The organism is Candidatus Binataceae bacterium (genome assembly GCA_035650475.1).
In the GTDB taxonomy this organism is placed as follows: domain Bacteria; phylum Desulfobacterota; class Binatia; order Binatales; family Binataceae; genus JAKAVN01.
Genome location: DASRHP010000010.1, coordinates 167,858 through 192,539, shown reverse-complemented (window position 1 = coordinate 192,539; position 24,682 = coordinate 167,858). Strand labels below are relative to the sequence as shown.

Genomic DNA, 24,682 nt, shown 5'->3' with positions numbered 1-24,682 from the left:
AAGGCAGTGGCCCGAGCGCTTATGGCACAAAGGCGAACCTGGTGACCTCGCTCCCTCGTTTGCGCTGCTGATGGCGGTCTCCCTCGGACAAGAAGCGGTCGGGAGATTCACACGCGCTGCAACGATTCCCAGCGCTCCAACAGGCGCGGTATCCATCCTCGATGCCGCCGGCTGAAGTACACCAGCATCGCGGCTATCGCGACCACGTTGCCCGCAAGGATCTTCCAAAAGCCCAGCGCGTCGAGTGCCGCGCGGTCGAACGCCGCCAAAGCGCCGACGAAGAAGACCTCGAAGATCGCGAGCAGGAACAGCGCGCCGACGGCGAACGCCGGCTCGGCGTCGGCCGCGCGCAGCAGGATCGCGGTTGCGATCCCGAACAAAATGAAGGCAAAGAAGTGCAGCGCCGTGTAGCCGAGCACCAGCGGCAGCGTCACCGCCACCTGGCCCGGGTCGAACACGCCCTGAAAGATGGCAGCGCCGAGCAGCGCAGGGGTCAGGAACATATGGCCGGCCGCGGCGTCGTAAATCAGGAACCACACGGCGACAACGATCGCGCCGATCACACCGGCGATCGCGCCCTCGTCGGCCACGCCCATCCACGGGCCCTCGAGCTGGCGGGCCAGGGTCGGATGGCGTTCGAGGAAAAACGCGAGCATCGCCGCAGTCGCCATCAGGTCGCCGATGATGAACTTCCACCACGGCTGCGACACGGCGCTCGACGGCCCGAGCAGCATCATGATCATGATCGAAAAAATCTCAAAAGCGATCACGAACACGAGCATCGTGGCAAACAACGCCGTGTCGGCCTCGGCGGCTTCCAGCAGGACCGCCGCCGCGATGCCGATCAGGGCAAAGACGCACAAGTAGAAGACGACATGCCCCAGGATTTCTGTCCCGACCTGGGCATGCTGCACACCGGGACCGAAACCGGCGAAGAGCGTGCCGGCGAGCGCCTCAGCAGAGTTGAGCGGCGCGCCGCGCGCCGCGTCGAAGATCAGATACCACAGCGCCATCACGACCGCACCGATTACTCCCGCCACCGCCCCGTCGATCAGCATGCGCACTCGGGAAATCATCGCATCCTCCTTCCGGGCGTAGCGCTAAGAGCGGAGAGCGCCGCAAACTCAAGTACGAGCGTCGCGGACCGGGCCGGCCCGCTGTTCTGTGAATGATGACGTGGCCTCCTGCGGCCCGCGCGTCAGGGTGCCGCCTTATTTTCAGTATTAGGCCAGGTTGCGGGGTGATGGAAGCCACCTCCGGCGCCGGCGCCGTAAACCCTCACCGGATATAGGAATTCGGTACGATGGGCGAAGGCGGACGCTGCGATCCAGGCTCAGACGCGAGCGCGATGATGCGGGCGCAGGACGCGCAGCTCGGGCGGGCGGCGGAAGTTGACGGGCGGCTCCTCGATCTCGTCGCTGCGCGCCCATCGGAAGAAGATCAGCGTCGTAACCAGAATCAGGTAGAAGCTGTCGGCGACCCACATCAGGATTCCGCCTATCACCTGGTCCTGATGCGGGGTCAGTCCGAACGGATGGGGCCCACCGAGGTACCACGGATAGGTGACGCTCTCCGACAGCGTGAGCGGCGCCGCCACCGCCGTCATCGGCACCATCAGCAGGAAGATGTACAGGATCTGCATCGGGTAGCTCAGGCGCGGAAACTCCGGCATCGGGCTAAGCAGCGGCCACCACAGGATCGTGCCGGCGACCATGAAAGCGACGTGGACCGCGATGTGGAAATTCTCGTTGGCCGTCATCAGGTCGAAGATCGGCGGGTCGTGCGCGAAGACGTAAACGAAGGTGAAGGTGACGAAGGCGACCAGCGGATTGGAAAACCAGCGCGCCAGCGGCGCGACCGGCTTGCTCGTCAGGAACGGCCGCAGCATCCAATCCGGCACCGAAAGCAACAGCAGCGGCGGGATCACCCAGCTCTGAAGCGAGTGCTCGAGCATGTGGGCCCAGAACGAGCGGTCGTCCGAAAGCTCGTCGAGCGGCCCGAACGTAAGCAGCATCGAAAAGATGAACAGGCCAAAGAAAAAGATCTGACGCTGGGTCGGCCGGCGCCCCAGCCGCCACGCGAGCGCGACGTACAGGAGCGCGAGAAAAGCAATGCCAACCGCCGAGGAGGGATCGATTTCGAACATAGTACCGATGCGGCTGGCGCGCGACGCACACCGGCCGCCAAACATACTTCAGAGCGCCAGATGCGTCCCCAGCGCCGAAAAGATCATCATCAGGGCCGCGCCGATGAAGCAGGCCAGGACCAACGGGAAGACGAAGAAGATGCTGAAGATTTTCTGGTCGTAGTGCAGATGCATGTAGAAGCCGGCGACCAGGATGAACTTGGCGATCGCCAGCAGGATCAGAATCGGCACCAGCACCGGCTGCAATGCCGGCACGTAATAGACGGTCAGCTCCATCAGGGTCAGGATGACCAGGATGACCGCGATGATCGCATACACCCCAGGTCCGGGATGTCCGCCATGTTCCATCGCGCCGGGAGCGTGCCCAGCGACTGCCACGTTCTCGCTCATGCGCCCTTCACCGTCCTCATCAGGTAGATCAAGGTGAAGATCAGGATCCACACCACGTCAACGAAGTGCCAGTACAGGCCGGCGATCTCGACCGACAGCGCGCGCGACTTGCCAACTCTGCCGCCCAGCGACGCGACCGCCATCACGAACAGCCAGATTACGCCGATCGCGACGTGGCATCCGTGCGTGCCGACCAGGGTGTAAAAGGTTTGGCCGAACAGGCTGCCCTGCATCGAGAGGTGTTCGTCCAGGAAGAGGGTGCTGAACTCGTAAACCTGGCCGCCGAGGAAGATCAGACCGAAGAAGGCGGTGCCGAACAGCCAGATGGTTGACCACTTGCGGTCGCCGCGCTGGGTGGCCGCCAACGCCAGCACCATCAGGAAACTCGACATCAGCAGGATGAAGGTGCTGAAGGAGGTCAGCGGGATGTTGAGCACCTCGGCGCCCACGCCAACGTTGCGCGGCTTGTAAACCAGGTAGGTCGAGATCAAGCAGGCGAAGAACACGCACTCGGAGCCGAGGAACGCCCACATCCCGGCTTTGCGGTGGTCGATGCCGCGGTAGGTCGGCGGATCGGCGTGGACGTGCTCCTCGCCGTGGTCGGCGTACTCGAAAGCCATACCGATGATCGACAGGAACAGGAACAGCGCGGCAAGGATGTCGATGCGGTACCAGTCCATCAGCGCACCGATCCCGCCCAGCGTCAGGCTGAGCCCGAAGAGCAGCGGATAGAGCGAGGGCGCCGGCATATGAATCGGCCCGTGTTCGCTCGGCGCATGCTCCGCCGCCGGCGCCGCGCCGGAGGTCTCGCCATAGGCGGGCGCACTACCGTGGCCGTGCCCCTCCTCGACCATCACCCCGTACTTGTCAACCCAAAACGCGTCGCGGCCGCGAACCAGCGGCAGGGTTTCGAAGTTGTACGGCGGGGGCGGCGAGGGAATCGCCCACTCCAGAGTGCGCCCGTCCCAAGGGTCGGCCTCCGCCTTTTCGCCGTAAAACAGGCTCCAGATAAGGTTTATTCCGAACAGGACGAAGGTCAGGAAAAGCAGGTAGGCGGAAAGGGTTTCGAACATGTTCCAGAACGACCAGCCCATCCCGGGCGCGTAGGTGTAGATGCGCCGCGGCATCCCCCACACGCCGAGGAAATGCATCGGGAAAAATGTGCCGTTGAAGGCGATGATGGTTAGCCAGAACTGCCATTTGCCCATCGTCTCGCTCATCATCCGGCCGGTGATCTTGGGCCACCAGTAGAAGAACGAGCCCAGGATCGCGAACATCATCCCGCCGAACAGCACGTAGTGGAAATGGGCGACCACGATGTAAGTATCGGTCTGCTGGAGATCGACCGGCACCGTGGCGTGCATCACCCCGCTCAGCCCGCCGATCGTAAACTCGAGCACCGCGCCGACGGCGAAGAGGAAGGCGGTCTTCATCCGCAGCGAGCCGCCCCAGATGGTCGCAATCCAGCTGAAGATTTTGACCCCGGTCGGCAGCGCGATCAGCATGGTGGTGATGGCGAACGTCGAGTCGGCCACCGGCCCCATCCCGGTCGCGAACATGTGGTGGCCCCACACGCCGTAGGACAGGAAGCCGATCAGCACGATCGAATAGGCCATGCCGGCGTACCCGAACAACGGCTTGCGGGCGAACACCGGAATGATTTCCGACATCATCCCGAAAGCCGGCAGCGCCATGATGTAAACCTCGGGATGGCCGAACAGCCAGAACAGGTGCTGCCACAGAATCGGCGTGGCGCCGATCGCGACCCGGTAGAAATGGGTGCCGACGAAACGGTCGAGGAAGAGGAAGATCAGCCCCACAGTCAGGCAGGGAAAGGCGAGCAGGATCAGGATTGTCGTTACCAGCATCGCCCACATGAACATCGGCATCCGCATAAACGTCATGCCGCGGGCGCGCATGTTGACGATGGTGACGAAGAAGTTGAGGCCGCTCAGCAGCGTCGAAACGCCCAGGATGAGCAGGCCGATGTTCCAGAGGTCGATGTTGATCCCGGGGGTGTAGTAGCGCTCGGTCAGGTTGGCGTAGCCGAACCATCCGGCGTCAGGCAGCGAGAGGGTAAACCAGCCGACGTTCATGAACAGCGCGCCGAACAGGAAGACCCAAAAGCTCAGCGCGTTGATGCGTGGGAAGGCGACGTCGCGGGCGCCGACCTGGAGCGGGATAAGGAAGTTGGCGAAGAACCCCATCTCTAACGGCATCACGACCATGAAGATCATGGTCGTGCCGTGCATCGTGAACATCTGGTTATAGACCTGCGCCGAGAGCACGGTGTTGTCGGGCACTGCCAGCTGGGTCCGGATCAGCATCGCCTCGATGCCGCCGATCAGCATGAAGAACAGCGAGGCGATGCCGTAGAGCACGGCCACCCGCTTGTGATCGACAGTGGTCAACCAACTGTAGATCCCGCGCTCGCTCGTCAGATAGTTCGCGTGTTCCAGCGCCAGCTCTTTTGGTTGCGCAGCCATTGGCCCCTACCTACTTCAGGCTCTCGAGATAAGCGACGAGATCGTTGAGGTCCTTGCCCTTGACGCCCAGCGTCGGCATCATCGCGCCCGGCTTGACCCGGTCCGGCTCCTGGATCCACATCGCCACGTTGTGCGGATCGTTGGTCAGAATGCTTCCGGCCAGCGTGGTGCGCGAGCCGAAATGCGTGAGGTCGGGGCCTTTATAGGTCCCGGCGTATTCCTTGGAGAAGCCCGACAGCCCCTTGACCGTGTGGCAGATCGCGCACGGCGCGTCGGCGAAGACCTGCGCTCCGGCGGCGGCCGGCGTGCCTTCCTTGGGCGTCACCGGCGGCGCCTGCTGCGCCTTGACCCACTTGGCAAAATCCTCCGGCGTCTGGGAGAAGGCGCGCAACCGCATGTTGGCGTGCGAAGTGCCGCAGAACTCCACGCACTGGCCGGGAAACTCGCCGGTCTCGCGCGCGGTGAACGTAATCTCGTTGATCTGCCCCGGGATAACGTCGCGTTTTCCGCCCATCGCCGGGATCCAGAAGCTGTGGATCACGTCGCCCGAGCGCAGGGTGAAGTGGATCACTCGCCCGACCGGGAAATGAACCTCGTCGGCAGTATCGATCCCGTACTGCGGATACTGGAACTCCCACCACCATTGATGGCCGATGACGTTGATGGTCAGGGCGTCGGCCGGCCACTTGTCGGGTTGGGTCTGCCAGATGGTGCGGATGGTGGGGACCGAGATCATCACCAGGATGAGTGCCGGGATCGCGGTCCATGCCACTTCCAGCCGCAGGTCGGAAGTGACCGAGCTGGGCTCGCCCGGCTCGCCCACCCGGGTCGAGAACCAGAACAGCGCGAGAAACGCGGTGACCAGCACGATGAGCATGATCACGGCGTCGATCCAGTTGACGAAGACGTACAGCGAATGGATCTTGACCGCGTAGTCCGAGCCGTTGCTCAGCGTATCCATCGGATACTGCTTGGCGCAGCCGGCCAACGCCGCGGCCAGCGCGAGCAGCGCTGAGGCAAGCGAAGCCTTGGTCATAAAGCGAAGCGGGGGCTTCATCAGTGCAACTCTCCGATTGGCTCGGCCGCGGCCACTGACGCGAGCTTCAGCCCAGGGTAGGAACACAGCCAGAAGGCGCCCGCGAAGCCCGCGGTGACCAGGATTTCAACCCAGCCGAAGGGCACCGTGCGCGGCGACAGCGAAGGCACCACCAGCACGTAAATTTCGCACCAGATTCCGATCATCCCGAGCAGCGCCACCGTGCCCAGGATACGCGGCGTGCGCTTGGGCCGCTGGCCGAGCAGCACGAAGAACGGGATTATCCAGACCAGGGTTAGCGTCAGCCACGACACGAAGGCCCACGGCAGATACTGGGTGCGCAAAACCACGAAGAAGGTCTCGATCGGGATGTCGCCGTACCAGATCACGATGTACTGGGCGAACAGCGTGTAAACCCAGAAAATCGAGAACGCAAAAACCATCTTGCCGAAGTCGTGCAGCACCCGCTTGTTGGTGAAGGCATTGCCCGCGGGCAGCACCCGGCGCAGCCACACCGCGCTGAGCGACATCGTCACGATCGCGCTCCAGAACGTGCCCGCGAAGAACCACCATCCAAACAGCGTCGAGTGCCACAGCGGCGAGAGCGACATCACGAGGTCGAACGACAGCAGTGTGTAAACCAGCGCAAAGCAGATCGCGACCGCGGGCGCGAGGCGGCGCACCGCCTTGGGCGGCATATAGATGTTGCCGGAGGTCTCGGCCCACTTCCTCGCTTCATCGCTGCGCGAGGCGGCCACGAACCATAGGCTCAGCACGGTCATCACGAACAGCGCTATACCGTCGCGGGCAAACAGGAAGGGCACGTTGAGCCAGCCCTCCTTGGCGGGCACCGGATGCTTGATCCAGGGAAAGATCGCGTCGCGCCCGAAATACAGCGCCCAGAACAGGATGAAGCCGAGCACCAGAAAGCCCGAAAAGGCCTCGGCCAGCCGGTAATGCGCACGGCCGGCCCAGCGCCCCTGGGTCAGGTAGAACGCGGCTGAGGCGACCACTCCGCCCTGCGCCACACCCATCCAGAACAGCAGGTTGACCAGGTAGGCTTCCCACGCGCGCGCGCTCAGGCCGTAACTGAGCGCGGTGCCGAAGCCGATTATGCCGGCGATCACCAGCACCACGGCGACCGTGCTCATCGGCTGCGCGGGCAGCTCGAAGGCGGGCCGGTGCGCCGCGGGCTGATGCGAAGAATGAGAATTGGGGCTCATCGTTATTCCAGGGCTCGTGTGATCCGCGCCGTCATCAGGTTTGCGTCAGGCCGCCTCGCGGCTGATCTCCTGCGCGCCGGCCTCGCGCAGCATCGACTCCATCCGCGCCGCGTCGGCCTCGGCGCAGCGCACCACTAGGCCGAACTCGTCGCCCGAAAAGCGCTCGCGGTAACCAGCAAACGGTTCGAAGGACGGCAGGTTGGAGAGCAGAATCCAGCCGCCGAGCGCCGACAGCCCGCCGAACAGCACCATCATCTCGAAGGCGATGATGATGTAAGGCGGAAGCGAGGCAATCGGTTTGCCGCCGGCAACCAGGTTCCACTCCAGCGAAGTGCCGATGGTCAGGGCGAAGGCGCTAATCGCGCCGCTGATGCCGCCGAGCAGAACCCACCAGCGCACGAAGCTCGGGCGCTCGTAGATCGCCTCGTTGATCTTCTCGCTCGGGATCGGTGAGAAGACCCGAAAGCGCGCGCGCGTCTGCCGGAGCTGCCCGATGCAGTGCACGAGCTGCTCCTCATCGGCGAAGGCTCCTACCAGTTCGATTTCTCCGTTCATGCCGCTTTCGCATACCCCAGGCGCAGCGCCTGCTTGAGCCAGGTAATGCCCTCCTTGAGCTCCGTCATCGAGATGATCGGCATGAAACGCGCGAACAGCGAGAACAACAACAGGAACCACGCAAAGGCGCCCACCGTGATCATTATCTCGGTGAAGGAGGGGTGCCAAAACCGCCAGGTGCTGGGCTCGAAGTTGGTCGCAAGCGAGCCCGCGATGATCACGAAGCGCTCAAACCACATCCCGATATTGACGAAGATGGTGACGATGAAGAGCGGAATCGGAGTGGTACGCACACGCGGCGAGAACAGGGCGAGCGGCGCGACGCAGTTACAGAACACCATCACCCAGAACATCCATCCCCAGGGCCCAAAATAGCGCATGTGGAAGGTTGCCATCTCGATCGGATCGTGGCTGTACCACGCAATGAACGACTCGACGCCATAGGAGTAGCTGATGATGAGCGAGGTGAGCAGGACGACCTTGGCCAGATTGTCAAGATGCCACGGCGTAATCAGATCCTCGATTCCCATGATCCAGCGCATCGGGATGAGCAGCGTGATGACCAGCGCCACTCCTGAAAAGATCGCGCCGGCAACGAAGTAGGGGGCGAAGATGGTGCTGTGCCAGCCCGGCAGCTGCGCCATCGCAAAGTCCCAGCTGACCACGCTGTGCACCGAGAGCACCAGCGGGGTGGCCAACCCTGCCATCAGCAGGTACGCCATCGAGAAGTTGCGCCACTGGCGGTCGGTCCCCTGCCACCCAATCGCCAGGATCTTGTAAAGGGTCTTGCGCCAGCCCGTGGCGACGTCGCGCGCGTTGGCGACGTCGGGGATCAGGCCGGTGAACCAGAAGCAGGCGCTGATCGTGAAGTAGGTGCTGATCGCGAAGAAGTCCCACACCAGCGGCGAGCGGAAGTCGGGCTGGAGATAGCGCTCGTTGGGATACGGCGCCAGCCAGTAGAAGAACCAGGGCCGGCCAAGATGGATGATCGGAAACAGCCCGGCGGTGGCCACCGCGAAAATTGTCATGGTCTCGGCCGCGCGGTAGACCGCGGTGCGCCAGCGAGTGCGGAACAGGTAAAGGATCGCCGAGATCAGCGTGCCCGAGTGAGCAATACCGACCCAGAAGACGAAGTTGGTGATATACACCGCCCACATCGTCGGGTTCCCCATCCCAGTGACGCCCAAGCCTTCGTAGATCTGGCGGGTCCATAGCGCTATCGCGAGCGCCACGAGGGCCGAGAGGAAGCCGACCCAGATCCAGTACTTGTAGCCCGGCGGCGCCATGATCGCGCGCACGCTGCGATCGATGTCGGCGTAGGTCGGCTCCAGATTAATGTCGACTGCGGCAGCCACTCACGCTTTTCCTTTCCCCTGGTAGATGTCGCGCAGATAGACCACGTTGGGACCGACGTTGAGATCCTCGAAGACCACGTATCTGCGCAGATTGTTATCGACCCGCCGGCGCATCATCGCGCTCTGCGGATCGTTCTCGTCGCCGAAAGTCATCGCCTTGGACGGGCAGGCCTGCACGCACGCCGGTTGAATCTCGCCATCGCGCACCGGACGCTTCTCGATGAGCGCGGTGATCTCGGCGTGCGTGATGCGCTGAATGCAGAACGAGCACTTTTCCATCACGCCCGCGCCGCGCACCGAGACGTCGGGGTTGAGCTGCAGATTGAGCGGCTCGTCCCACTCCGGCGCGAACCAGTTGAAGCGGCGCACCTTGTAAGGGCAGTTATTGTTGCAGTAGCGGGTGCCGACGCAGCGGTTGTAGATCTGCTGGTTGAGCCCCTCGTTGGTATGCGCCGAGGCAAACACCGGACACACGGGCTCACAGGGCGCACGGTCGCACTGCTGGCAGAGCATCGGCGTAACGTACATCAACGGCCCCTCGCCCTGCTCCTTGGGAAAGTAGCGCTCGACGCGGATCCACGACATGATGCGCCCGCGCTCGATGGCGTCCTTGCCCGCGACGTACAGATTGTTTTCGGCGTAGCAAGCCGCCACACAGGCGCTGCATCCGGTACACGCGTTGACGTCGATCGTCATCCCCCACTTGTGTTTGGGGTATTCAAACGGCGCGTAGAACTCATAGGGCTGCGGCGGCTTGGGTTCGTCGGATGCCGGCACGACACCCTTGGCGAGGTCGTCGATGCTGACGGTCTGAACGATTCCGCGCTCCATCTGGTCCGCGCTGTACAGGGGCGAGATCAGCTTGCGCACGTCGCCGGTGGGTCGCGCCTTCACCGTCGCGCTCTTCTCCCATCCCGCCAGCAGCGCCCACGCGTTGGCGCCCTTGCCGTTGGCATAACGCCCGTAAGCTGTGTGTCCTTGGCCGGTGGGCACTGCCAGCACGCCCGGGCGAACGTGCTCCGAGACATAGGCGGGCAGCGCAATCGCTCCCGCCGCCGTGCTCAACTCGACCATCCCGTTCTGCGAAACGCCCAGGTTGCGCGCGGTTTCCGGATGGATCTGCACCCACGCGTCCCAGACGAACTGCGCGACCGGCTCCGGAATTTCCTGGAGCCACGGCTTGTTGGCCCCGCGACCGTCGTAGAAAAACATGTGCGGAAAGGCCGCCAGCACCAACCCGCCCGCCGCCGCCACCTGCGGCTTGGCCTGGAAGACCGCCTTGTCCAGCGTGACCGCTGAAGGCTTGGCCTCGGCGAACAGGCCACCATCGCGCAGCGTCTTCTCCCAGAACTCAGGGAAGTTGGCTGCACCGCTCGCCTTGGCGAGATCCTGCCAGGTGGCGTTCACCGCGTCGGCCGTGTTCTCCCATGGCACTTGCTGGGAGCTTGCGCCGCCGGCGTGCGCCGACGCGAGCAGGATATCGCCCAACGGGCGGGTATCGAACACGCGCGCCATCACCGGCTGGCCCAATCCATGGATACCTGCGCGTGGCTGCGTATCGCGCCAGGTCTCGAGCGGATGGTCGGTGGGCAGGCGCAGATGGGCCAGCGCGGCGGTCTCGTCGGGCATGTCGCCCAGCCAAGCCACGAAGCCGACCTTCTTTAGCGCTTCCTGGAATTTCAGCGCCGCCGGCATCGAGAATGCCGGATTGCCGCCGGCGATCACAAGCGCGTCAATCTCGCCGCCCGCCATCGCCTTGATCAGCGCCTCGACTTCCTCGGGCGAACTGGCCGCGGGCGCAGGTGCGCCTTCAGCAAAGACTACGGTCTTGCCGATGTTGCCGGTGACAGCGTTGAGGATGAAGACCGCGGTATGCAGCGCTGGATCGTCGGTGCCGGCGAGCGCCACCGCGCTCTCAGCCTGGCCGAACGACTCGCCCATCCGGGTAATCGCCTCAGCCGGCACGCCGGTTTTCTGCGCGACGGTGGCGGGGTCGTAGTCGGCGACGAACTGGCGCAGCGCGTCGAGGTCAACACCCGAGTCGTGCGACACCCACCCCTGCTTGACCAGCACGTTGAGCACGCTTAGCGCGATGGCGGCCTCACTGCCGGGAGCCGCGGCCACCCATTCGTCGCACTTGGCCGCGGTCATGCTCATCCGCGGGCCGACGTAGGTCGCGCGCGCCAGCGTCAGTTGTCCGCGCCGGCGCCTGGGCGTGCGGAAGGCCGCGTACTGACGATGGTACTCGACGGGCGAGCCCCAGGTGCCGAGAAAATCGGCGTCGAACGAGAGCAGCGCCTGCGCCTGGTCGATCCTGTAAATTGGCAGCTCGTCGCGCCCGAAGCAGGCCTTGGCGGCAGCGCGCGCGGCGTGCTCGCCGCCGACCCGCTCGTAGGTCACCATCCGCTCCGAACCATAGGCGGCCAGCCACATCTTCGCGATCTTGGTCTGGGTCGGCCCCAGCGGCGCGGCTATCAGGGCGACCCGGTTCCTGCCGGCCTTGGCGGCGGCGGCGAGCCGGTCGTTGAATTGCTTGAGCGCCTCCTCCCAGTTGAGCGTCTGGAACGTCCCGCCCTCGGCGCGGCGCTCCGGTCGCGCCAGCCGGTCGGGATTGTAGAGGCCCTGGAGCGCGGCCTGGCCACGCGCACAGATCGAACCCTGGCTGATGGGATCGGCCGGGTTGCCCTCCAGCTTGATTGCCCGGCCCTCGCGCACGCGCGCCACCACGCCGCAACCCGCAGGGCATTCATTGCATACCGTGGCGTAGAAGGACGGGACGCCCGGGATGACGTTTTCGTCAGGGACGACGTAGGGAATCAGCTGGCGGGCGGCCGGCTCGCAGCCCGGAATAGCCGCCGCCGCGCCGGCGGTGGCGGCCAGCTTGATAAACGACCGCCTGGACAAACCCTCTGACATTGTGGATGGTCCCTTCTCGCTCAGTGATGGCAGACGTAGCAGTCCTGGGTGGCTCCGCGCTTGGTGTGGCAGTCGATGCAGAAGCCCATGTTGATCTCGTGCACCGGCTGCACTCGATCCATCGTCTCCACCGGGCCGTGACAGGTCTGGCAGGCCAGCCCGGCGTTGATATGCGGGCGATGGGTGAAACGCACGAAATCGGGCAGGGTATAGACCCGGTTCCAGCGAATCTCAAACGACGGCTGGGTATCGTCGGTCCACGGCCGAGTTACCGGCAGCAGGCCGCCAGTCTTCTGGCTGCCGTGGCATCCCACGCAGCGCTGGACGGGCGGCGCGCCCGAGGTCTGCGAGCGCCGCGCGTACTCATGGCAGTACTGGCAGGGGATCTTGTTGACGCCGGCGTGGATGCGGTGGCTGAACGGGATCGGCTGGTCGACGTCGTAGCGCGGCGCCCACGGCCGCTGGGAAAAAGCGATCACGCTGAGCCCGCCGACGAACATCAGCAGCGACAGCGTGAGCAAGGTGCGGTTGAGATTGAGGTTCATTTCAAATCCGGTTCAGCGTTCTCCGAGGCTCTGACGCAGCCCAGCGCTGCCGCAGCCGCCTACGTACCGGCGCGGCGCGTGCCAACTAAGCAGCCTTCGCACGCGAAATCAACCGGCTCGCGCGCGCTTCGCTCCTCACCTCGCAGGCGCCAGACGAACCGGGGTTTCCAAACTACAAACGCCAAGAGAACTAACATTGCGCTTGGTGTTCATCAAGAGAAAGTAATGGCCGCGGAAGAATTTTCGTTCTCCCTTAAGGCGGGCGCTTTTGGAAGCTTCGCATCGCTCTGGGTTGGCAAACTTCGCCCGTGCCGGGCGGCCCGACGCGCTGCGCTTCGCCGTGCGCCCCGCTTCCCCACAGCCCGCGCCCGGCGCCTGTGGGCAGGCGCGGAAGACGATATTTGAGCGCTGGGCAAAGTGTGGTAATTACCGGTACAGTCAAGAGACTGGAGATCTAGCCAACAAGGTGCAGATTAAGCCCGCCGCCAGACTTGGACTGCTGCCGCCATATCTGTTCGCCGAACTCGACCGGCTGAAAAAAGAGGTCCAGCAAAAAGGTGTCGACGTAATTAGCCTGGGCATCGGCGACCCCGATTTACCGACGCCCGCCCATATCGTCGCGCGCCTGCAGCAGGCCGCTGCCGAACCCGTCAACCATCGCTATCCCGATTACGAAGGGCTCGAGCGCTTCCGCGCGGCGGCCACCGAATGGTACCGGCGACGCTTCGAGGTCGCGCTCGACCCGCGGCGCGAGGCTTGCGCACTCATCGGCTCCAAGGAAGGAATCGCCAACTTCCCCACCGCGGTCGTCGATCCGGGCGACATCGTGCTCATCCCCGATCCCGGCTATCCGGTCTATTACTCGGGATGCGTGTTCAACGGCGGCGAGCCGTACTTCATGACCCTGCGCAGGCCCAACGGCTTCCTGCCCGATCTCGGCGCGATTCCGGCCGAGGTCGCACGGCGGGCCAAGCTGATGTGGCTCAACTATCCGAACAATCCAACCGCGGCGACCGCCGAGCGCGCCTTTTTGCAAGACGCGGTCAACTTCTGCCTCAAGCACAACATCATCCTCGCCCACGACTTCGCCTACTCCGAGATCGCCTTCGACGGCTACCGCGCGCCCAGCGTGCTCGAAGTGGACGGCGCGCGCGAGTGCGCGATCGAATTCCATTCGCTGTCGAAGACCTACTCGATGACTGGATGGCGCGTTGGGTTCGCGGTCGGCAACGCCGAGCTGATCGCGGCGCTGGGCAAGGTCAAGACCAACATCGACTCGGGCGTCTTCCAGGCGGTGCAGGAGGCGGCGATCGCGGGACTCGAGGGCGGCGAAGAGACGCTGCAGCGGTATTGCGCAATTTATCAGCAACGGCGCGACCTGATGGTCGGCGCGCTCCAGCGCCTGGGGCTGGAATGCGAGCGGCCGCGCGCTACTTTCTACGTCTGGGCCGCGGTTCCCAGGGGCTACACTTCGGCCTCGTTCGCCGAGCGCGTGCTCAAGGAAACCGGCGTGGTGATCACTCCAGGCTCAGGATTCGGCAAGGGCGGTGAAGGATTCGTTCGCTTCTCACTGACGGTGTCCAGCGAGCGGCTCAACGAGGCGGTGCAAAGAATCCAGACGCTGCGGCTCTAGCTCAGAGGATGCCCCATCGGGCTTTCATCGGAATAGGAACGAATCTCGGCGACAGGGCGGCCAATTACCGCGAGGCGGTCCAACGCATCGGGACACTGCCCGGCACTCGGGTCGTGCGCCAGTCGTCGATTTATGAAACCGAGCCGGTGGGCGAGCTTAAGGGGCCGTTCCTCAACGGCGTGGTCGAGGTCGAGACCGAGCTGGGCCCGGACGCGCTGATGCGCCGGCTGCTGGCGATCGAACGAATCATGGGGCGCAAGCGGGTGCGCGGACGCAAGCCGGCCCGCGGCAAGTACCGCCCGCGCATCATGGATCTTGACTTGCTCTTTTTCGACAACGAGATTATCGACACCCGGACGCTCAAGGTGCCGCATCCGCGCCTGCACGAGAGGCGCTTCGTGCTGGCGCCGATGAGTGAACTGGCGCCGGCGCTCATTCATCCGAAGCTCAACGCCTCGATTTCGGAGCTGCTCGCCGCGCTCAAGTCGCCGTACCGGGTCACGTTGGCGCGGGCGGATCTGCTGCGGCCGCCGTCCGCCGTAGGGGGAGGGGTAGCCTCGCGATGAAATTCTTTATCGATACCGCCGACATCAACGAGATCCGCGAGGCCGTCTCCTGGGGGCTGGTTGACGGCGCCACCACCAATCCCAGCCTGATCGCCAAGACCGGGCGGCCCTACGCCGACGTCCTGCGCGAGATCTGCGACGCGGTGGACGGTCCGGTCAGTGCCGAGGTGGTCGCCACCGAGGCCGCCGCGATGCTCGAAGAGGGCGAGCGCCTCGCCCGCCTGCATCCCAACATCGTGGTCAAGTGCCCGCTTATCGTCGAAGGCCTAAAGGCCACGCGCGCGCTGAGCAAGCGCGGCATCAAGGTCAACGTGACGCTCGCCTTCAGCCCGCTCCAGGGACTGGCTGCGGCCAAGTGCGGCGCGACCTACGTCTCGCCCTTCGTCGGCCGCCTCGACGACATCGGGCACGACGGGATCGGGATGGTCGAGCAGCTCGTGCGCATCCTGCACAACTACGCCTACCCGACCCAGGTGCTGGTCGCGTCGATCCGCAATCCGACCCACCTGCTGCGCGCGGCCGAAAGCGGCGCCCACGTCGCCACCATCCCGTTCAACGTGATGAAGCAGATGCTGCATCATCCGCTGACCGACAGCGGACTGGAAAAGTTCCTCGCCGACTGGCGCGCCACCAAGCAGAAGATCTGACGCCCTTGGTGGCGGCGGCGCTTGGCCGCTAGACTAGCTCGATCGGCCCCCACAAAAACGCGAGTGTGATCGCGCCATTGTGCGAGCTCACCGCATGCGTGCATCCGGTCGGCCGCAGGCTCATGTTGCCGACCGTTACCTCGGCGCTCTCGTCGGCGTGCGAGCCCTCGATGACGTAGAGCAGCTCCTCGCCGCTGTGGCGATGGCGCGGGATCTGGGCGCCCGGTTCGAACCGCGCGAGCACGGCGCTGCGTCTGGTCGTCTTGTCCTCCCAGATGCGCTTCTGACGCACGCCGGGAAGCGCGTCGTGCCACTCGAGCTCGCTGAGCGCGATTATCTGTGAGCGCGGCGCGCCGCCAAGCTCTTTGGCCGGCTCGACGCCGCCCGTGATCACGGCCAGCACCGTCGCGCCGTTTTTGCTACTGACGTCGTGCACGCAGCCGTCGGGGCGGTAGCCGAGGTTGCCCGCGGTGATCGTGCCGGACCGGTCGGCGATCGAGCCCTCGATCACGTAGAGGATCTCGTCGCCGACGTGGCGATGCATCGGCAGGTGCGCGCCCGGCTCGAAGCGGCTCAGCACGGCGCGCCGCTTGGTCCCCGGATCAGACCATAGCGGCTTCTGCCGCACGCCCGGCAGCGCCTGCTGCCACGGGATATCGGTGACCTGGATGAGTTGCGAGCGCGGACCGTCGGCCATGGCGTCCTCCTTCCGCGCGCGCGACCAGCGCTCGATCACCTGATACCGCGCGCGGCTGATCGGCGATGTAGCTCCGCCACGTCTGCACTGTCAAACGCCGTTGTCTATCGCCAGGAGCGCTATAACACCTACCCGGGAGTGCCGCGCGACGATCCGCGAGCTGGCGACGCATGGTTTACGGAAGCGCTGATGGTCGAGGAGCCTGAGCAGTCCAAGTACACGGCCAATCTGATCGTCTTCCATCGCAACAACGAGCTTCCGCAGGACAGCTACGTCTTCGTGCCCCCGCTGCGTCGCTCGTTGCGGCTGTCGGTGACCGCACGATGCGCGCCGGTGGTCGGCAGCGACTTCGTGCAGGACGACTACAAGACCACCGGTTTCAACGGCGGCCTCGCGCTGTTTGACGCAAAATTCCTCGGCCAGAGAAAAATCCTGCAATTGGGCCTGCCGACGCCCGCCTGGGGCAAGTGGGAATTGCGCGATGTCAACGTAATCGATGTCCGACGAGCACCCTCAGAGCGACCGGGCTACTGCTATGGGAGCCGGATCATGTATGTCGACAACGCATTCTGGTACGCGATCTGGGAGGAAGTCTATGGCGCCAACATGAAGCTGTGGAAAATCTTCATGGGCCCGGGGGCGCATGTGGTTAGCGTGCCGGAGATCGGAAAAGTAGTTACCAATTCCTACAGCGGATGCGGCATCGACATCCAGAATGATCACGAAACCTGCTTTTCGAGCATGGACAAATACGGCCACGAAGCGGTGTTTAACAGCGACGCGCCCTCGGAGTATCACAACTTCAGCAAGTACGCGACGCCGGGCGGCCTGATGCAGATAATGCGTTGAGCGCGCAGCGGCCCGCGGCCCGAGCCAGCCGCACGCCCTCGAAAGAAAAGCGGGCGGCCGCACGGCCGCCCGCTTCATTTTCAATTCCCGCTTCGTTCGTCTACGAGGCCTGGATCTGCGGCTGCGCCTCGAGCACCGGGTCGCGCACCAGCACGCCCTGCGCGTAGAGCTCGCGGATGCGGCTGTCGTCCATCCCAAGCAGCTCGCGCAGCACGCGCTCGTTGTCCTCACCGAGCAGCGCCGCGCGCACGTCGAGTTTGTCGGGCCACGCCGAGAACTTCACCGGCAGGCCCGGGATATCCACGTCCCCGAGGAACCGGTCCCTGACCCGGCGCACGGTCTTGCGCGCGCGCAGATGCGGATGCTCCATCGCCTCGTTGAGCGTGAGCACGGGCGCGCAGGCCACGCGCTCCTTGTCGAGCGCGGCGAGCGCGTCGTCGCGGCTGGGGAAGGTGGCGAGCCAGTTCTCGATAATATCCTTGAGCGCGTCGTTGTTGTCGCGCCGGCCGCGCGCGCTGCGAAAGCGCGGGTCGCTGGCCAGCTCAGGCATCCCCATCGCGCGCACCAGCTGCGGCCACTGATGCGGCATCACGGCGAGATAAATGTACTGGCCGTCGCGGTAGTGGAAAATTCCGGTGGGACCGCCGCCCGGATGCTGCGAGCCGTTGCGCGTCGGGCGATATTTGTTGCCGCGCAGCGAAACCATCGGCACGTTCGCCTCGTGCATGTGGAAGTAGGTGTCGAGGATCGACGCGTCGAGGTACTGGCCCTCGCCGGTGCGCTCGCGATGCAGTAGGGCGAAGCCCACCGCCATCGCCGCCGACATCCCGGTCGAGACGTCGCCGATCGCCATCGTCACCACCGCCGGCGCGCGGTCGGCCTCGCCGATGCCGTCGGTGACTGCAGCGTAGGCCTGGCCCATGTAGTCGTAGCCGACCTTGTGCGAGAGCGGGCCGCTCTGCCCGAGCGCCGAGATCGAGCACATGATGATCCGCGGGTTGAGCTTGCGCAGCTCCTCGTAGCCGAAGCCCATCTTCTTGATAATCCCGGGCGCGTAGTTCTCCACCACGACGTCGATCTTCGGGATCAGTGCGTAGATGAGCTCGCGGGCGCCGGGCTTGTTCATGTCCACGGCGAAGCTGAGCTTGCTGTGGTTATGCTGGAGGTAATAGGTGCTCTGGCTGGAGTCCTTGTACTCGGGAGTCAACGGCTTGAGCCCGCCGGCGCGCACGCGGTCGCCGGCCGGGGCCAGCTCGACCTTGATCACCTCGGCACCCATCTCGCCCAGCACGCGCGTGCAGGTGGGGCCGGCGACGAACTGGGTGAAGTCGAGCACCCGGTAACCTTCGAGCATCCGCGGATTGTTCGGCATCTGGCGAGTCCTCCATCCGTATGGCCGCAGCGCACAGGCTGGTTGCCGCCAGATTACAAAAACCGGCCGACGCTGTAAAACCTGCTAATTGCGATCAGCGGCGGCGGGTTTGAACTTGGCGAGCGTGATTTCCTCGGTCGCGTCCTCGAAGACGACCTCGACCGCCATCCCAGCCCGGATCTCCTCGTTGCGCACGCCGACCAGGTTGGTGAGCAGCCGCGGCCCCTCTTCAAGCTCGACCTCGGCGACGTTGTAGGGCAGCTCGGCCTCGAAGCTCTTGAAGTAGGCCTGATGGAAAACGACCCAGGAGTTCACTCGCCCGCGCCCGCAAAGCCGCCTCCACGTGAACTTGTCCGACCAGCAGTACGGACACAGCGGCCCCGGCGGATACCACATCCGGCTGCATCCGTCGCATCGCTGGAGCCGCAGCTCGCGCCGCTTAAGACCCTCCCAAAACGGCGCGTTGAGCGGGGTCACGGCGGGCAGCGGCTTCGGGTATTGCGCCATCGATCTTCCTCAGTGCGGGACGCGCCTAGCGATGGTAGATCAACGAGTCGCCATATACGTTGGCCCACTGCGCGACTTTGGCGTCCTTGACCTGGCGCTCCCCGCATTCGCCGCGTAGCTGGCGTACCGCTTCGACCTGATGGTTCCAGCCCATGATGTGGGCCTCGGAAAGCAGTCCGCCGTTGGTGTTGATCGGTAGCGCACCGCCGACTTCGATTTGCCCGCCCTGGGTGAAGGCTGCCGCTTCGCCGGGCTTGCAGAAGCCCCACCGCTCGAGCGCCATCCAGACCAGGATCGAAAATGCGTCGTAGGTGAACAATACGTCGACATCGCGCTGCGAAATTCCCGCCATCCGGTACACCGGCTGCTCACCCGCCGCGTAGTCGAAGACTTCCTGCTGGCCGACGCCGAAGCCCGGGTAGGCCCAGATGAACTCGTGATGGCCGGCGGGCAGCGCCTGCATCCCGCCGATATAAACTGGCGGCTTGCGCAGGTCGCGCGCGCGCTCGGCGCTGGTCACGATCACGCAGGCGGCGCCGTCGTTGATAAGGCAGTAGTCGAGCAGGTGGAGCGGCTCGCACACCAAACGCGAGCGCTGATGGTCGTCGGCGGTGATCGGCTCGCGCATGATCGCGGCCGGGTTCATCACGGCGTGTCGGCGCATCGCGACGGCCACGGCGGCGAGCTCGCGGCTGCTCGCCCCGTAGCGCTCGAAGTAGCGGCGGGCGACCAGCGCGGCGCCCGCACCCGGCGAGGTCATCCCATAGACCGGGTCCTCGCCGTGGCCGCCGCCGGCCTCGCGTGCGCCTTCGCGGTCGCCGCCGCCGCCCATCATCGGCCGGCGCATCGCGGAGAAGCTAACCGCAGCCAGACAGGCGACCGCGTTGGCTAACCCCGCCGCCACCATCATCGCCGCCCACTGCACGGCGCTCGCGGTGAAGCGGCCGTGCGCCCAGGTCTGGTTGTAGGCGCGCAGCCTTAGCCCCATCACCTGCGCCAGCGTGTCGGCGTCGGCGCCGATCGGCGAGCCGAAAGTGACAATCAGGCCGTCGAGATCGTCGCGGCCCATGCCGGCGTCGGCGAGCGCGGCGCGGATGGCCTCGGCGGCGAGGTCGATCGCGCTGCGGTTGAGTCTGCGGCCGTAGGCGGAATTGCCGACGCCGGCGATAGCGGCACTGTCTTTGAATTGCCAACCCTGCATCGGCCCGACCCGTTCCTTCGCGAGCCTACAAAACTCTCCTCCTCGCCGTCCACGACCTTGCGCCGGCTAGATTTGCGGATCGAGCACCCGCAGCCCCGTTCGACCAGCGCGGGCACGAGGAGTTGTTCGGCAACCCTGTCTACCGGATTGGGCTACTCGACCGACAAAGAGGAGGTGCGCTGCATCGTCGAGCTGCTCAACGCTGGTTTTGCGGACCAGATCCTGCTGTCGGCCAAGGTCGCGATAAAGATCTGTCACAAGGCCTACGGCGGACGTTACTCGCACATCTACGAAAACATCATCCCGCGGCTGAGGTCGCTCAGCGCGTCCACCGAACAGATCGAGTCGATAATGGCGGGCAATCCGCGCCGTCTTCGCGCGGTGGGCTAGCGAATGGGGGCACAGTTTCGGGGATCCTGAGAAAAGCCGGCCATGATGCTGGCGGGCGAGGAAATCGTGCTTATCTTAAGTGGAAGGTATTTCGAAGCTGTGCATTTCCGATCGATGAGCAAAACTAAAGATGACAAGCATCGCGTCCCCACCGCGGGCGCTTCCGACCCCGGAGCCTCCGAGTCGCAGGGGCTCGGCGAGGAACAGGCTGCGATTGAAGGCGCTGCCGACCCCAGAGGGCAAGCGGGCGGCGACGGCGCCGCGAAGGCCGCACCCAACTCCGAGCTTGAGGCCCTGCGCGCTCAAGTTGCCGAAAAGGAGCGCGAAATCGCTGAGCTCAAAGACAAGTACCTTCGCGCGCTGGCTGACGGCGAAAACGCCCGCAAGCGCATCCGCCAGCAGAGCGAGGAGAACATCCGGCTTCAGCGCGAGAACCTCTTGCGCGAGCTGTTACCCATAATCGATAACCTCGAACGCGCGGTGGACGCGGCGCGCGGCGGCGGCAACGGCAAGCCGATCGTAGAGGGAGTCGAGATGGTGCTTCGCTCGCTGCTCGACCTTCTGCGCCGCCACGGCGTCACGCCGCAGGAGGCGGTCGGTCAACCCTTCAACCCACAATTCCACGAGGCGGCCGACCACATCGAGAGCGACCAGTACGCGCCCAACACGGTCATCCGCGAGTTCCACCGCGGCTACCAAATCGGCGAGCGCGTTCTGCGTCCGGCGCGGGTGGTGGTGGCAAAGGGGCGCAGCGACGGCTCAGGGGAGCAAAAAGATGGCGAAGGCGGAGACGGCAGCGTTGAAAGCCAATAAATAATGATTATCTGGAGAATTAGAGGTTTCCTGAAACCATGGCAAAAGTAATCGGAATCGATCTCGGCACGACCAACAGCTGCGTGGCCGTGATGGAGGGTGGCGACCCCGTAGTCATCGCCAATTCTGAGGGCAGCCGGACCACGCCTTCGGTCGTCGCCTTTACGGATGCGGGTGAGCGGCTGGTAGGGCAAATCGCCCGCCGCCAGGCAATCACGAACCCGACTAACACGGTCTTCGCGATAAAGCGTCTGATGGGGCGGCGGTACGAGGACGCCGAGGTCCAGAAGGCGCTCAAAGTGCTGCCCTACAAGGTGGTGCGCAACGACGACGGCGCGGCGTGGGTCGAGATTCGCGGCAAGAAGTACAGCCCACCCGAGATTTCGGCCTTCATCCTTCAGAAGATGAAGCAGACCGCAGAGGACTACCTTGGTGAGAAGGTCACCGAGGCGGTCATTACCGTCCCGGCCTACTTCAACGACAGCCAGCGCCAGGCGACCAAGGACGCCGGGCGGATCGCCGGCCTCAACGTCCTGCGCATCATCAACGAGCCCACGGCGGCGTCGCTCGCCTACGGGCTGGACAAGAAGAAGGACGAGAAGATCGCGGTCTTCGACCTCGGCGGCGGCACTTTCGACATCTCGATCCTCGAGATCGGCGACGGTGTCTTCGAAGTCAAGGCGACCAACGGCGACACCTTCCTCGGTGGCGAGGACTTCGATCAGCGTGTCATCGACTATCTCGCCGACGAGTTCCGCAAGGACCAGGGGATCGACCTGCGCAAGGACCGGATGGCGCTGCAGCGGCTCAAGGAGGCCGCCGAGAAGGCCAAGATGGAGCTCTCCACAGTGATGGAGACCGACATCAACCTGCCCTTCATCACCGCCGACCAGTCCGGCCCCAAGCATCTCAACATCAAGCTGACCCGGGCCAAGCTCGAGGCGCTGTGCGCCGACCTGCTCGACCGGCTCGAACAGCCCTGCATCACCGCGCTCAAGGACGCGGGCCTGCGCCCCAGCGACATCAACGAGGTCGTGCTGGTGGGCGGGATGACCCGGATGCCGGCGGTGCAGGAGCGCGTGCGCAAGCTCTTCGGCAAGGAAGGCCATAAGGGGGTCAACCCGGACGAAGTGGTCGCAGTGGGCGCGGCGATTCAGGGCGGCGTGCTCAAGGGCGAGGTCAAGGACGTTCTGCTGCTCGACGTTACCCCGCTGTCGCTGGGGATCGAGACGCTGGGCGGCGTGTTCACCAAGCTCATTGAGAAGAACACCACGATTCCAACCCGCAAGAGCCAGATCTTCTCGACCGCCCAGGACAACCAGACTGCGGTTACGATCCGGGTCTTCCAGGGCGAGCGCGAGATGGCGGCCGACAACAAGTTGCTCGGCCAGTTCGACCTGATCGGGATTCCGCCGGCGCCGCGCGGCCTGCCGCAGATCGAGGTCACCTTCGACATCGACGCCAACGGCATCGTCAACGTCCACGCCAAGGATCTCGGCACCAACAAGGAGCAGTCGATTCGGATCACCGCCTCCTCGGGCCTGACCGAGGAGGAGATCAAGCGGATGGTGAGCGAGGCCGAGCAGCACGCGGCTGACGACCATCAGCGCCGCCAGCTCGCCGAGGCGCGCAACAAGCTGGACAACCTTGTTTACACCACCGAGAAAACGCTCAAGGAGCACGGTGGCGCGCTGGACGAGGGCTCGCGCAAGTCGGTCGAGGACGCGCTCGCGGCGGCCAAGAGCAAAATCGAATCCAAGGATCTCGACGAGATCAACCGCGCCACCGAGGCGCTGGTCAACGCGTCGCACAAGCTGGCGGAGGTGATGTACAGCAAGACCCGTCAGGGTGCGGCGGGCGGCGCCCAGGCGGGCGCTGACGGCCACGGGGCCGAGGGCGCGACGGCGCGTGGCGAAGAAAAGAAGGAAGACGTGGTCGATGCCGACTTCAAGGAAGTGAAGTAGGGCGTGACCGAGCAGAATGGCCCTGATGCGGACCGCGAGCGCCCGGATTAACCGCAACGTTCGCGGTCCGCTTACTTTTGCCCGCGCCCTGGTTTAAAATCGCGCCAATGCCTCCCGCCTCCAAACGCGACTACTACGAAGTCCTCGGCGTGGCGCGCGGCGCCAGCGAGGAGGAATTCAAAAAAGCCTACCGCCGCCTCGCCATCCAGTACCATCCCGACCGTAATCCGGGCGACAAGGCCGCCGAGGAGCGCTTCAAGGAGATCAACGAGGCCTACCAAGTGCTCTCCGATCCCGAGCGGCGCGCGCAGTACGACCGCTACGGCCACGCCGCCTTCCAGGGTCCGCAAGGCGGCGGCTTCGGCTTCGAGTTCACCCAGGGCTTCGAGGAAGTCTTCTCCGACATCTTCGGCGACTTCTTCGGCACCGGGCGCGGACGCACCCGCTCGCGCTCGCGGCGCGGCGACGACCTGCGCTACGACCTCGAGATCGAGTTCGAGGAGGCGGCGCGCGGCACCGAGAAGGTCATCAAATTCCAGCGCCTGGCGACCTGCGACGCCTGCCGCGGGACGCGCGCGCGGGGCGGCGGCAGCGAAGGCGTGCGCACCTGCCCCAACTGCCGTGGAACGGGCCAGGTCCGCACCCAACAGGGATTCTTTTCAATTGCGACCACCTGTGGCAATTGTCGCGGCGAGGGAATGATCATCGCCGATCCCTGTCCCAAGTGTCAGGGGCAGGGACGGGTGCGCCGCCAGGAATCGCTCTCGGTGCGGATTCCGCCCGGGGTAGACAATGGCTCGCGGCTCAAGCTGCGCGGCGAGGGCGAGGCAGGATGGGCCGGCGGGCTGGCGGGCGACCTCTACGTCGTGGTCCACGTCAAAGAGCATCCGCTCTTCGTGCGCCAGGAAAACGACGTCATTATCGAGGTTCCGGTCAGCTTTCCGCAGGCCGCGCTCGGTACCGAGATCGAGGTCCCCACGCTTGACGGCAAGGTCAAGCTGAAAATCCAGGCCGGCACGCAGTCGGGCAAGGTCTTCCGGCTCAAGGGCAAGGGCTTCCCGGACCTCCACGGCTACGGCCGCGGCGACCAGCTCGTGCGCGTGGTGATCGAGACTCCGCGGCGGCTGACCCCGCGCCAGCGCGAGCTGCTTGAGGAGTTCGCGCGCATCGACGGCGAGGCCGTCAACCATCCACTCTCCAAGGGCTTCGTAGACAAGCTCAAGGAGATGTTCGGGTAACGATCTTCGCGTGCCGCCGACCTAGCCCAACCCGAGCGCCGACGAAGAATCGGCGCTCTCGTTTTTTGGGAATTTCACAGGCTGAAGCTGTCGGGCCGCTAAGAGACGGGACCGAATTGTCCTGTGGTTCCGGCCCGAGCATGCAAAATTGAT

General features: G+C 64.7%; 22 protein-coding genes. 8 read left to right on the top strand and 14 right to left on the bottom strand.

Translation table 11 applies throughout. The features are described 5' to 3' along the window. Positions 1-107: 107 nt before the first annotated feature. The 10 genes from VFB33_11025 to VFB33_10980 all read right to left on the bottom strand — a co-directional run bounded on the left by VFB33_11025 (position 108) and on the right by VFB33_10980 (position 12,652). Positions 108-1,076, bottom strand: coding sequence for a hypothetical protein (locus VFB33_11025; GenBank protein HZO82214.1), 969 nt, complete (start codon positions 1,074-1,076; stop codon positions 108-110). A gap of 257 nt (positions 1,077-1,333) precedes the next feature. Continuing rightward, complete coding sequence (locus tag VFB33_11020; protein ID HZO82213.1) at positions 1,334-2,146, bottom strand: cytochrome c oxidase assembly protein; 813 nt, start codon at positions 2,144-2,146, stop codon at positions 1,334-1,336. A 48-nt stretch (positions 2,147-2,194) separates the two neighbouring features. Then, on the bottom strand, positions 2,195-2,536 hold the full coding sequence (locus tag VFB33_11015; GenBank protein ID HZO82212.1) for a cytochrome C oxidase subunit IV family protein: 342 nt from the start codon (positions 2,534-2,536) through the stop codon (positions 2,195-2,197). Next, entirely contained in the window at positions 2,533-5,022 is a 2,490-nt protein-coding gene (ctaD, locus tag VFB33_11010) for a cytochrome c oxidase subunit I (GenBank protein ID HZO82211.1), read from the bottom strand. Before ctaD ends, VFB33_11015 begins: the two co-directional genes overlap by 4 nt. 10 nt (positions 5,023-5,032) lie before the next feature. Beyond that, positions 5,033-6,079, bottom strand: coding sequence for a cytochrome c oxidase subunit II (gene coxB / locus VFB33_11005; protein HZO82210.1), 1,047 nt, complete (start codon positions 6,077-6,079; stop codon positions 5,033-5,035). Further along, a complete protein-coding gene (locus VFB33_11000) occupies positions 6,079-7,281 on the bottom strand; it encodes a hypothetical protein (protein ID HZO82209.1) in 1,203 nt (400 codons plus the stop codon). The genes coxB and VFB33_11000 overlap by 1 nt, the downstream gene beginning before the upstream one ends. A 45-nt stretch (positions 7,282-7,326) precedes the next feature. Then, positions 7,327-7,836, bottom strand: coding sequence for a DUF3341 domain-containing protein (locus VFB33_10995; GenBank protein ID HZO82208.1), 510 nt, complete (start codon positions 7,834-7,836; stop codon positions 7,327-7,329). After that, on the bottom strand, positions 7,833-9,191 hold the full coding sequence (gene nrfD, locus VFB33_10990) for an NrfD/PsrC family molybdoenzyme membrane anchor subunit (GenBank protein ID HZO82207.1): 1,359 nt from the start codon (positions 9,189-9,191) through the stop codon (positions 7,833-7,835). Before nrfD ends, VFB33_10995 begins: the two co-directional genes overlap by 4 nt. Further along, positions 9,192-12,107: a molybdopterin-dependent oxidoreductase gene (locus tag VFB33_10985; GenBank protein ID HZO82206.1), complete on the bottom strand. Its 2,916-nt coding sequence runs from the start codon at positions 12,105-12,107 to the stop codon at positions 9,192-9,194. A 20-nt stretch (positions 12,108-12,127) separates the two neighbouring features. Continuing rightward, positions 12,128-12,652 carry a cytochrome c3 family protein gene (locus tag VFB33_10980; protein ID HZO82205.1) on the bottom strand — a complete coding sequence of 175 codons (525 nt, stop codon included), beginning with the start codon at positions 12,650-12,652 and terminating at the stop codon, positions 12,128-12,130. A 466-nt stretch (positions 12,653-13,118) separates the two neighbouring features. On the opposite strand from VFB33_10980, the gene VFB33_10975 reads away from it, so the two are divergent. From VFB33_10975 to fsa, 3 genes are read left to right on the top strand one after another with little or no spacing between them, the layout of a single operon-like run. After that, positions 13,119-14,285, top strand: a complete 1,167-nt coding sequence (locus VFB33_10975) for an LL-diaminopimelate aminotransferase (GenBank protein ID HZO82204.1) — start codon at positions 13,119-13,121, stop codon at positions 14,283-14,285. Between the two features lie 8 nt (positions 14,286-14,293). Next, on the top strand, positions 14,294-14,851 hold the full coding sequence (gene folK / locus VFB33_10970) for a 2-amino-4-hydroxy-6-hydroxymethyldihydropteridine diphosphokinase (GenBank protein ID HZO82203.1): 558 nt from the start codon (positions 14,294-14,296) through the stop codon (positions 14,849-14,851). Then, complete coding sequence (gene fsa / locus VFB33_10965) at positions 14,848-15,498, top strand: fructose-6-phosphate aldolase (protein HZO82202.1); 651 nt, start codon at positions 14,848-14,850, stop codon at positions 15,496-15,498. Before folK ends, fsa begins: the two co-directional genes overlap by 4 nt. A 28-nt stretch (positions 15,499-15,526) precedes the next feature. On the opposite strand, the gene VFB33_10960 is transcribed toward fsa, so the two are convergent. Further along, positions 15,527-16,195, bottom strand: a complete 669-nt coding sequence (locus VFB33_10960) for a cupin domain-containing protein (GenBank protein HZO82201.1) — start codon at positions 16,193-16,195, stop codon at positions 15,527-15,529. Between the two features lie 189 nt (positions 16,196-16,384). Here VFB33_10960 and VFB33_10955 point away from each other — a divergent pair, with 189 nt between their 5' ends. Next, positions 16,385-17,044, top strand: coding sequence for a DUF1329 domain-containing protein (locus VFB33_10955; GenBank protein ID HZO82200.1), 660 nt, complete (start codon positions 16,385-16,387; stop codon positions 17,042-17,044). 100 nt (positions 17,045-17,144) lie between these two features. On the opposite strand, the gene VFB33_10950 is transcribed toward VFB33_10955, so the two are convergent. The 3 genes from VFB33_10950 to VFB33_10940 form a co-directional block, all read right to left on the bottom strand. Then, positions 17,145-18,416 carry a CoA transferase gene (locus tag VFB33_10950; GenBank protein ID HZO82199.1) on the bottom strand — a complete coding sequence of 424 codons (1,272 nt, stop codon included), beginning with the start codon at positions 18,414-18,416 and terminating at the stop codon, positions 17,145-17,147. An 84-nt stretch (positions 18,417-18,500) separates the two neighbouring features. Further along, on the bottom strand, positions 18,501-18,923 hold the full coding sequence (locus tag VFB33_10945) for an OB-fold domain-containing protein (GenBank protein ID HZO82198.1): 423 nt from the start codon (positions 18,921-18,923) through the stop codon (positions 18,501-18,503). 25 nt (positions 18,924-18,948) lie between these two features. After that, positions 18,949-20,124 carry a thiolase family protein gene (locus tag VFB33_10940; protein HZO82197.1) on the bottom strand — a complete coding sequence of 392 codons (1,176 nt, stop codon included), beginning with the start codon at positions 20,122-20,124 and terminating at the stop codon, positions 18,949-18,951. Positions 20,125-20,196: 72 nt separating this feature from the next. Between VFB33_10940 and VFB33_10935 the strand changes: the two genes are divergently transcribed. The 4 genes from VFB33_10935 to dnaJ all read left to right on the top strand — a co-directional run bounded on the left by VFB33_10935 (position 20,197) and on the right by dnaJ (position 24,529). Beyond that, positions 20,197-20,514 carry a hypothetical protein gene (locus VFB33_10935; GenBank protein HZO82196.1) on the top strand — a complete coding sequence of 106 codons (318 nt, stop codon included), beginning with the start codon at positions 20,197-20,199 and terminating at the stop codon, positions 20,512-20,514. A gap of 114 nt (positions 20,515-20,628) precedes the next feature. Beyond that, complete coding sequence (grpE, locus tag VFB33_10930) at positions 20,629-21,327, top strand: nucleotide exchange factor GrpE (protein HZO82195.1); 699 nt, start codon at positions 20,629-20,631, stop codon at positions 21,325-21,327. Positions 21,328-21,365: 38 nt separating this feature from the next. Beyond that, complete coding sequence (gene dnaK, locus VFB33_10925; protein HZO82194.1) at positions 21,366-23,291, top strand: molecular chaperone DnaK; 1,926 nt, start codon at positions 21,366-21,368, stop codon at positions 23,289-23,291. 107 nt (positions 23,292-23,398) lie between these two features. Further along, the gene (gene dnaJ / locus VFB33_10920; GenBank protein ID HZO82193.1) at positions 23,399-24,529 is read left to right on the top strand and encodes a molecular chaperone DnaJ; all 1,131 of its coding nucleotides are present in this window, start codon (positions 23,399-23,401) and stop codon (positions 24,527-24,529) included. Positions 24,530-24,682 lie beyond the last annotated feature (153 nt).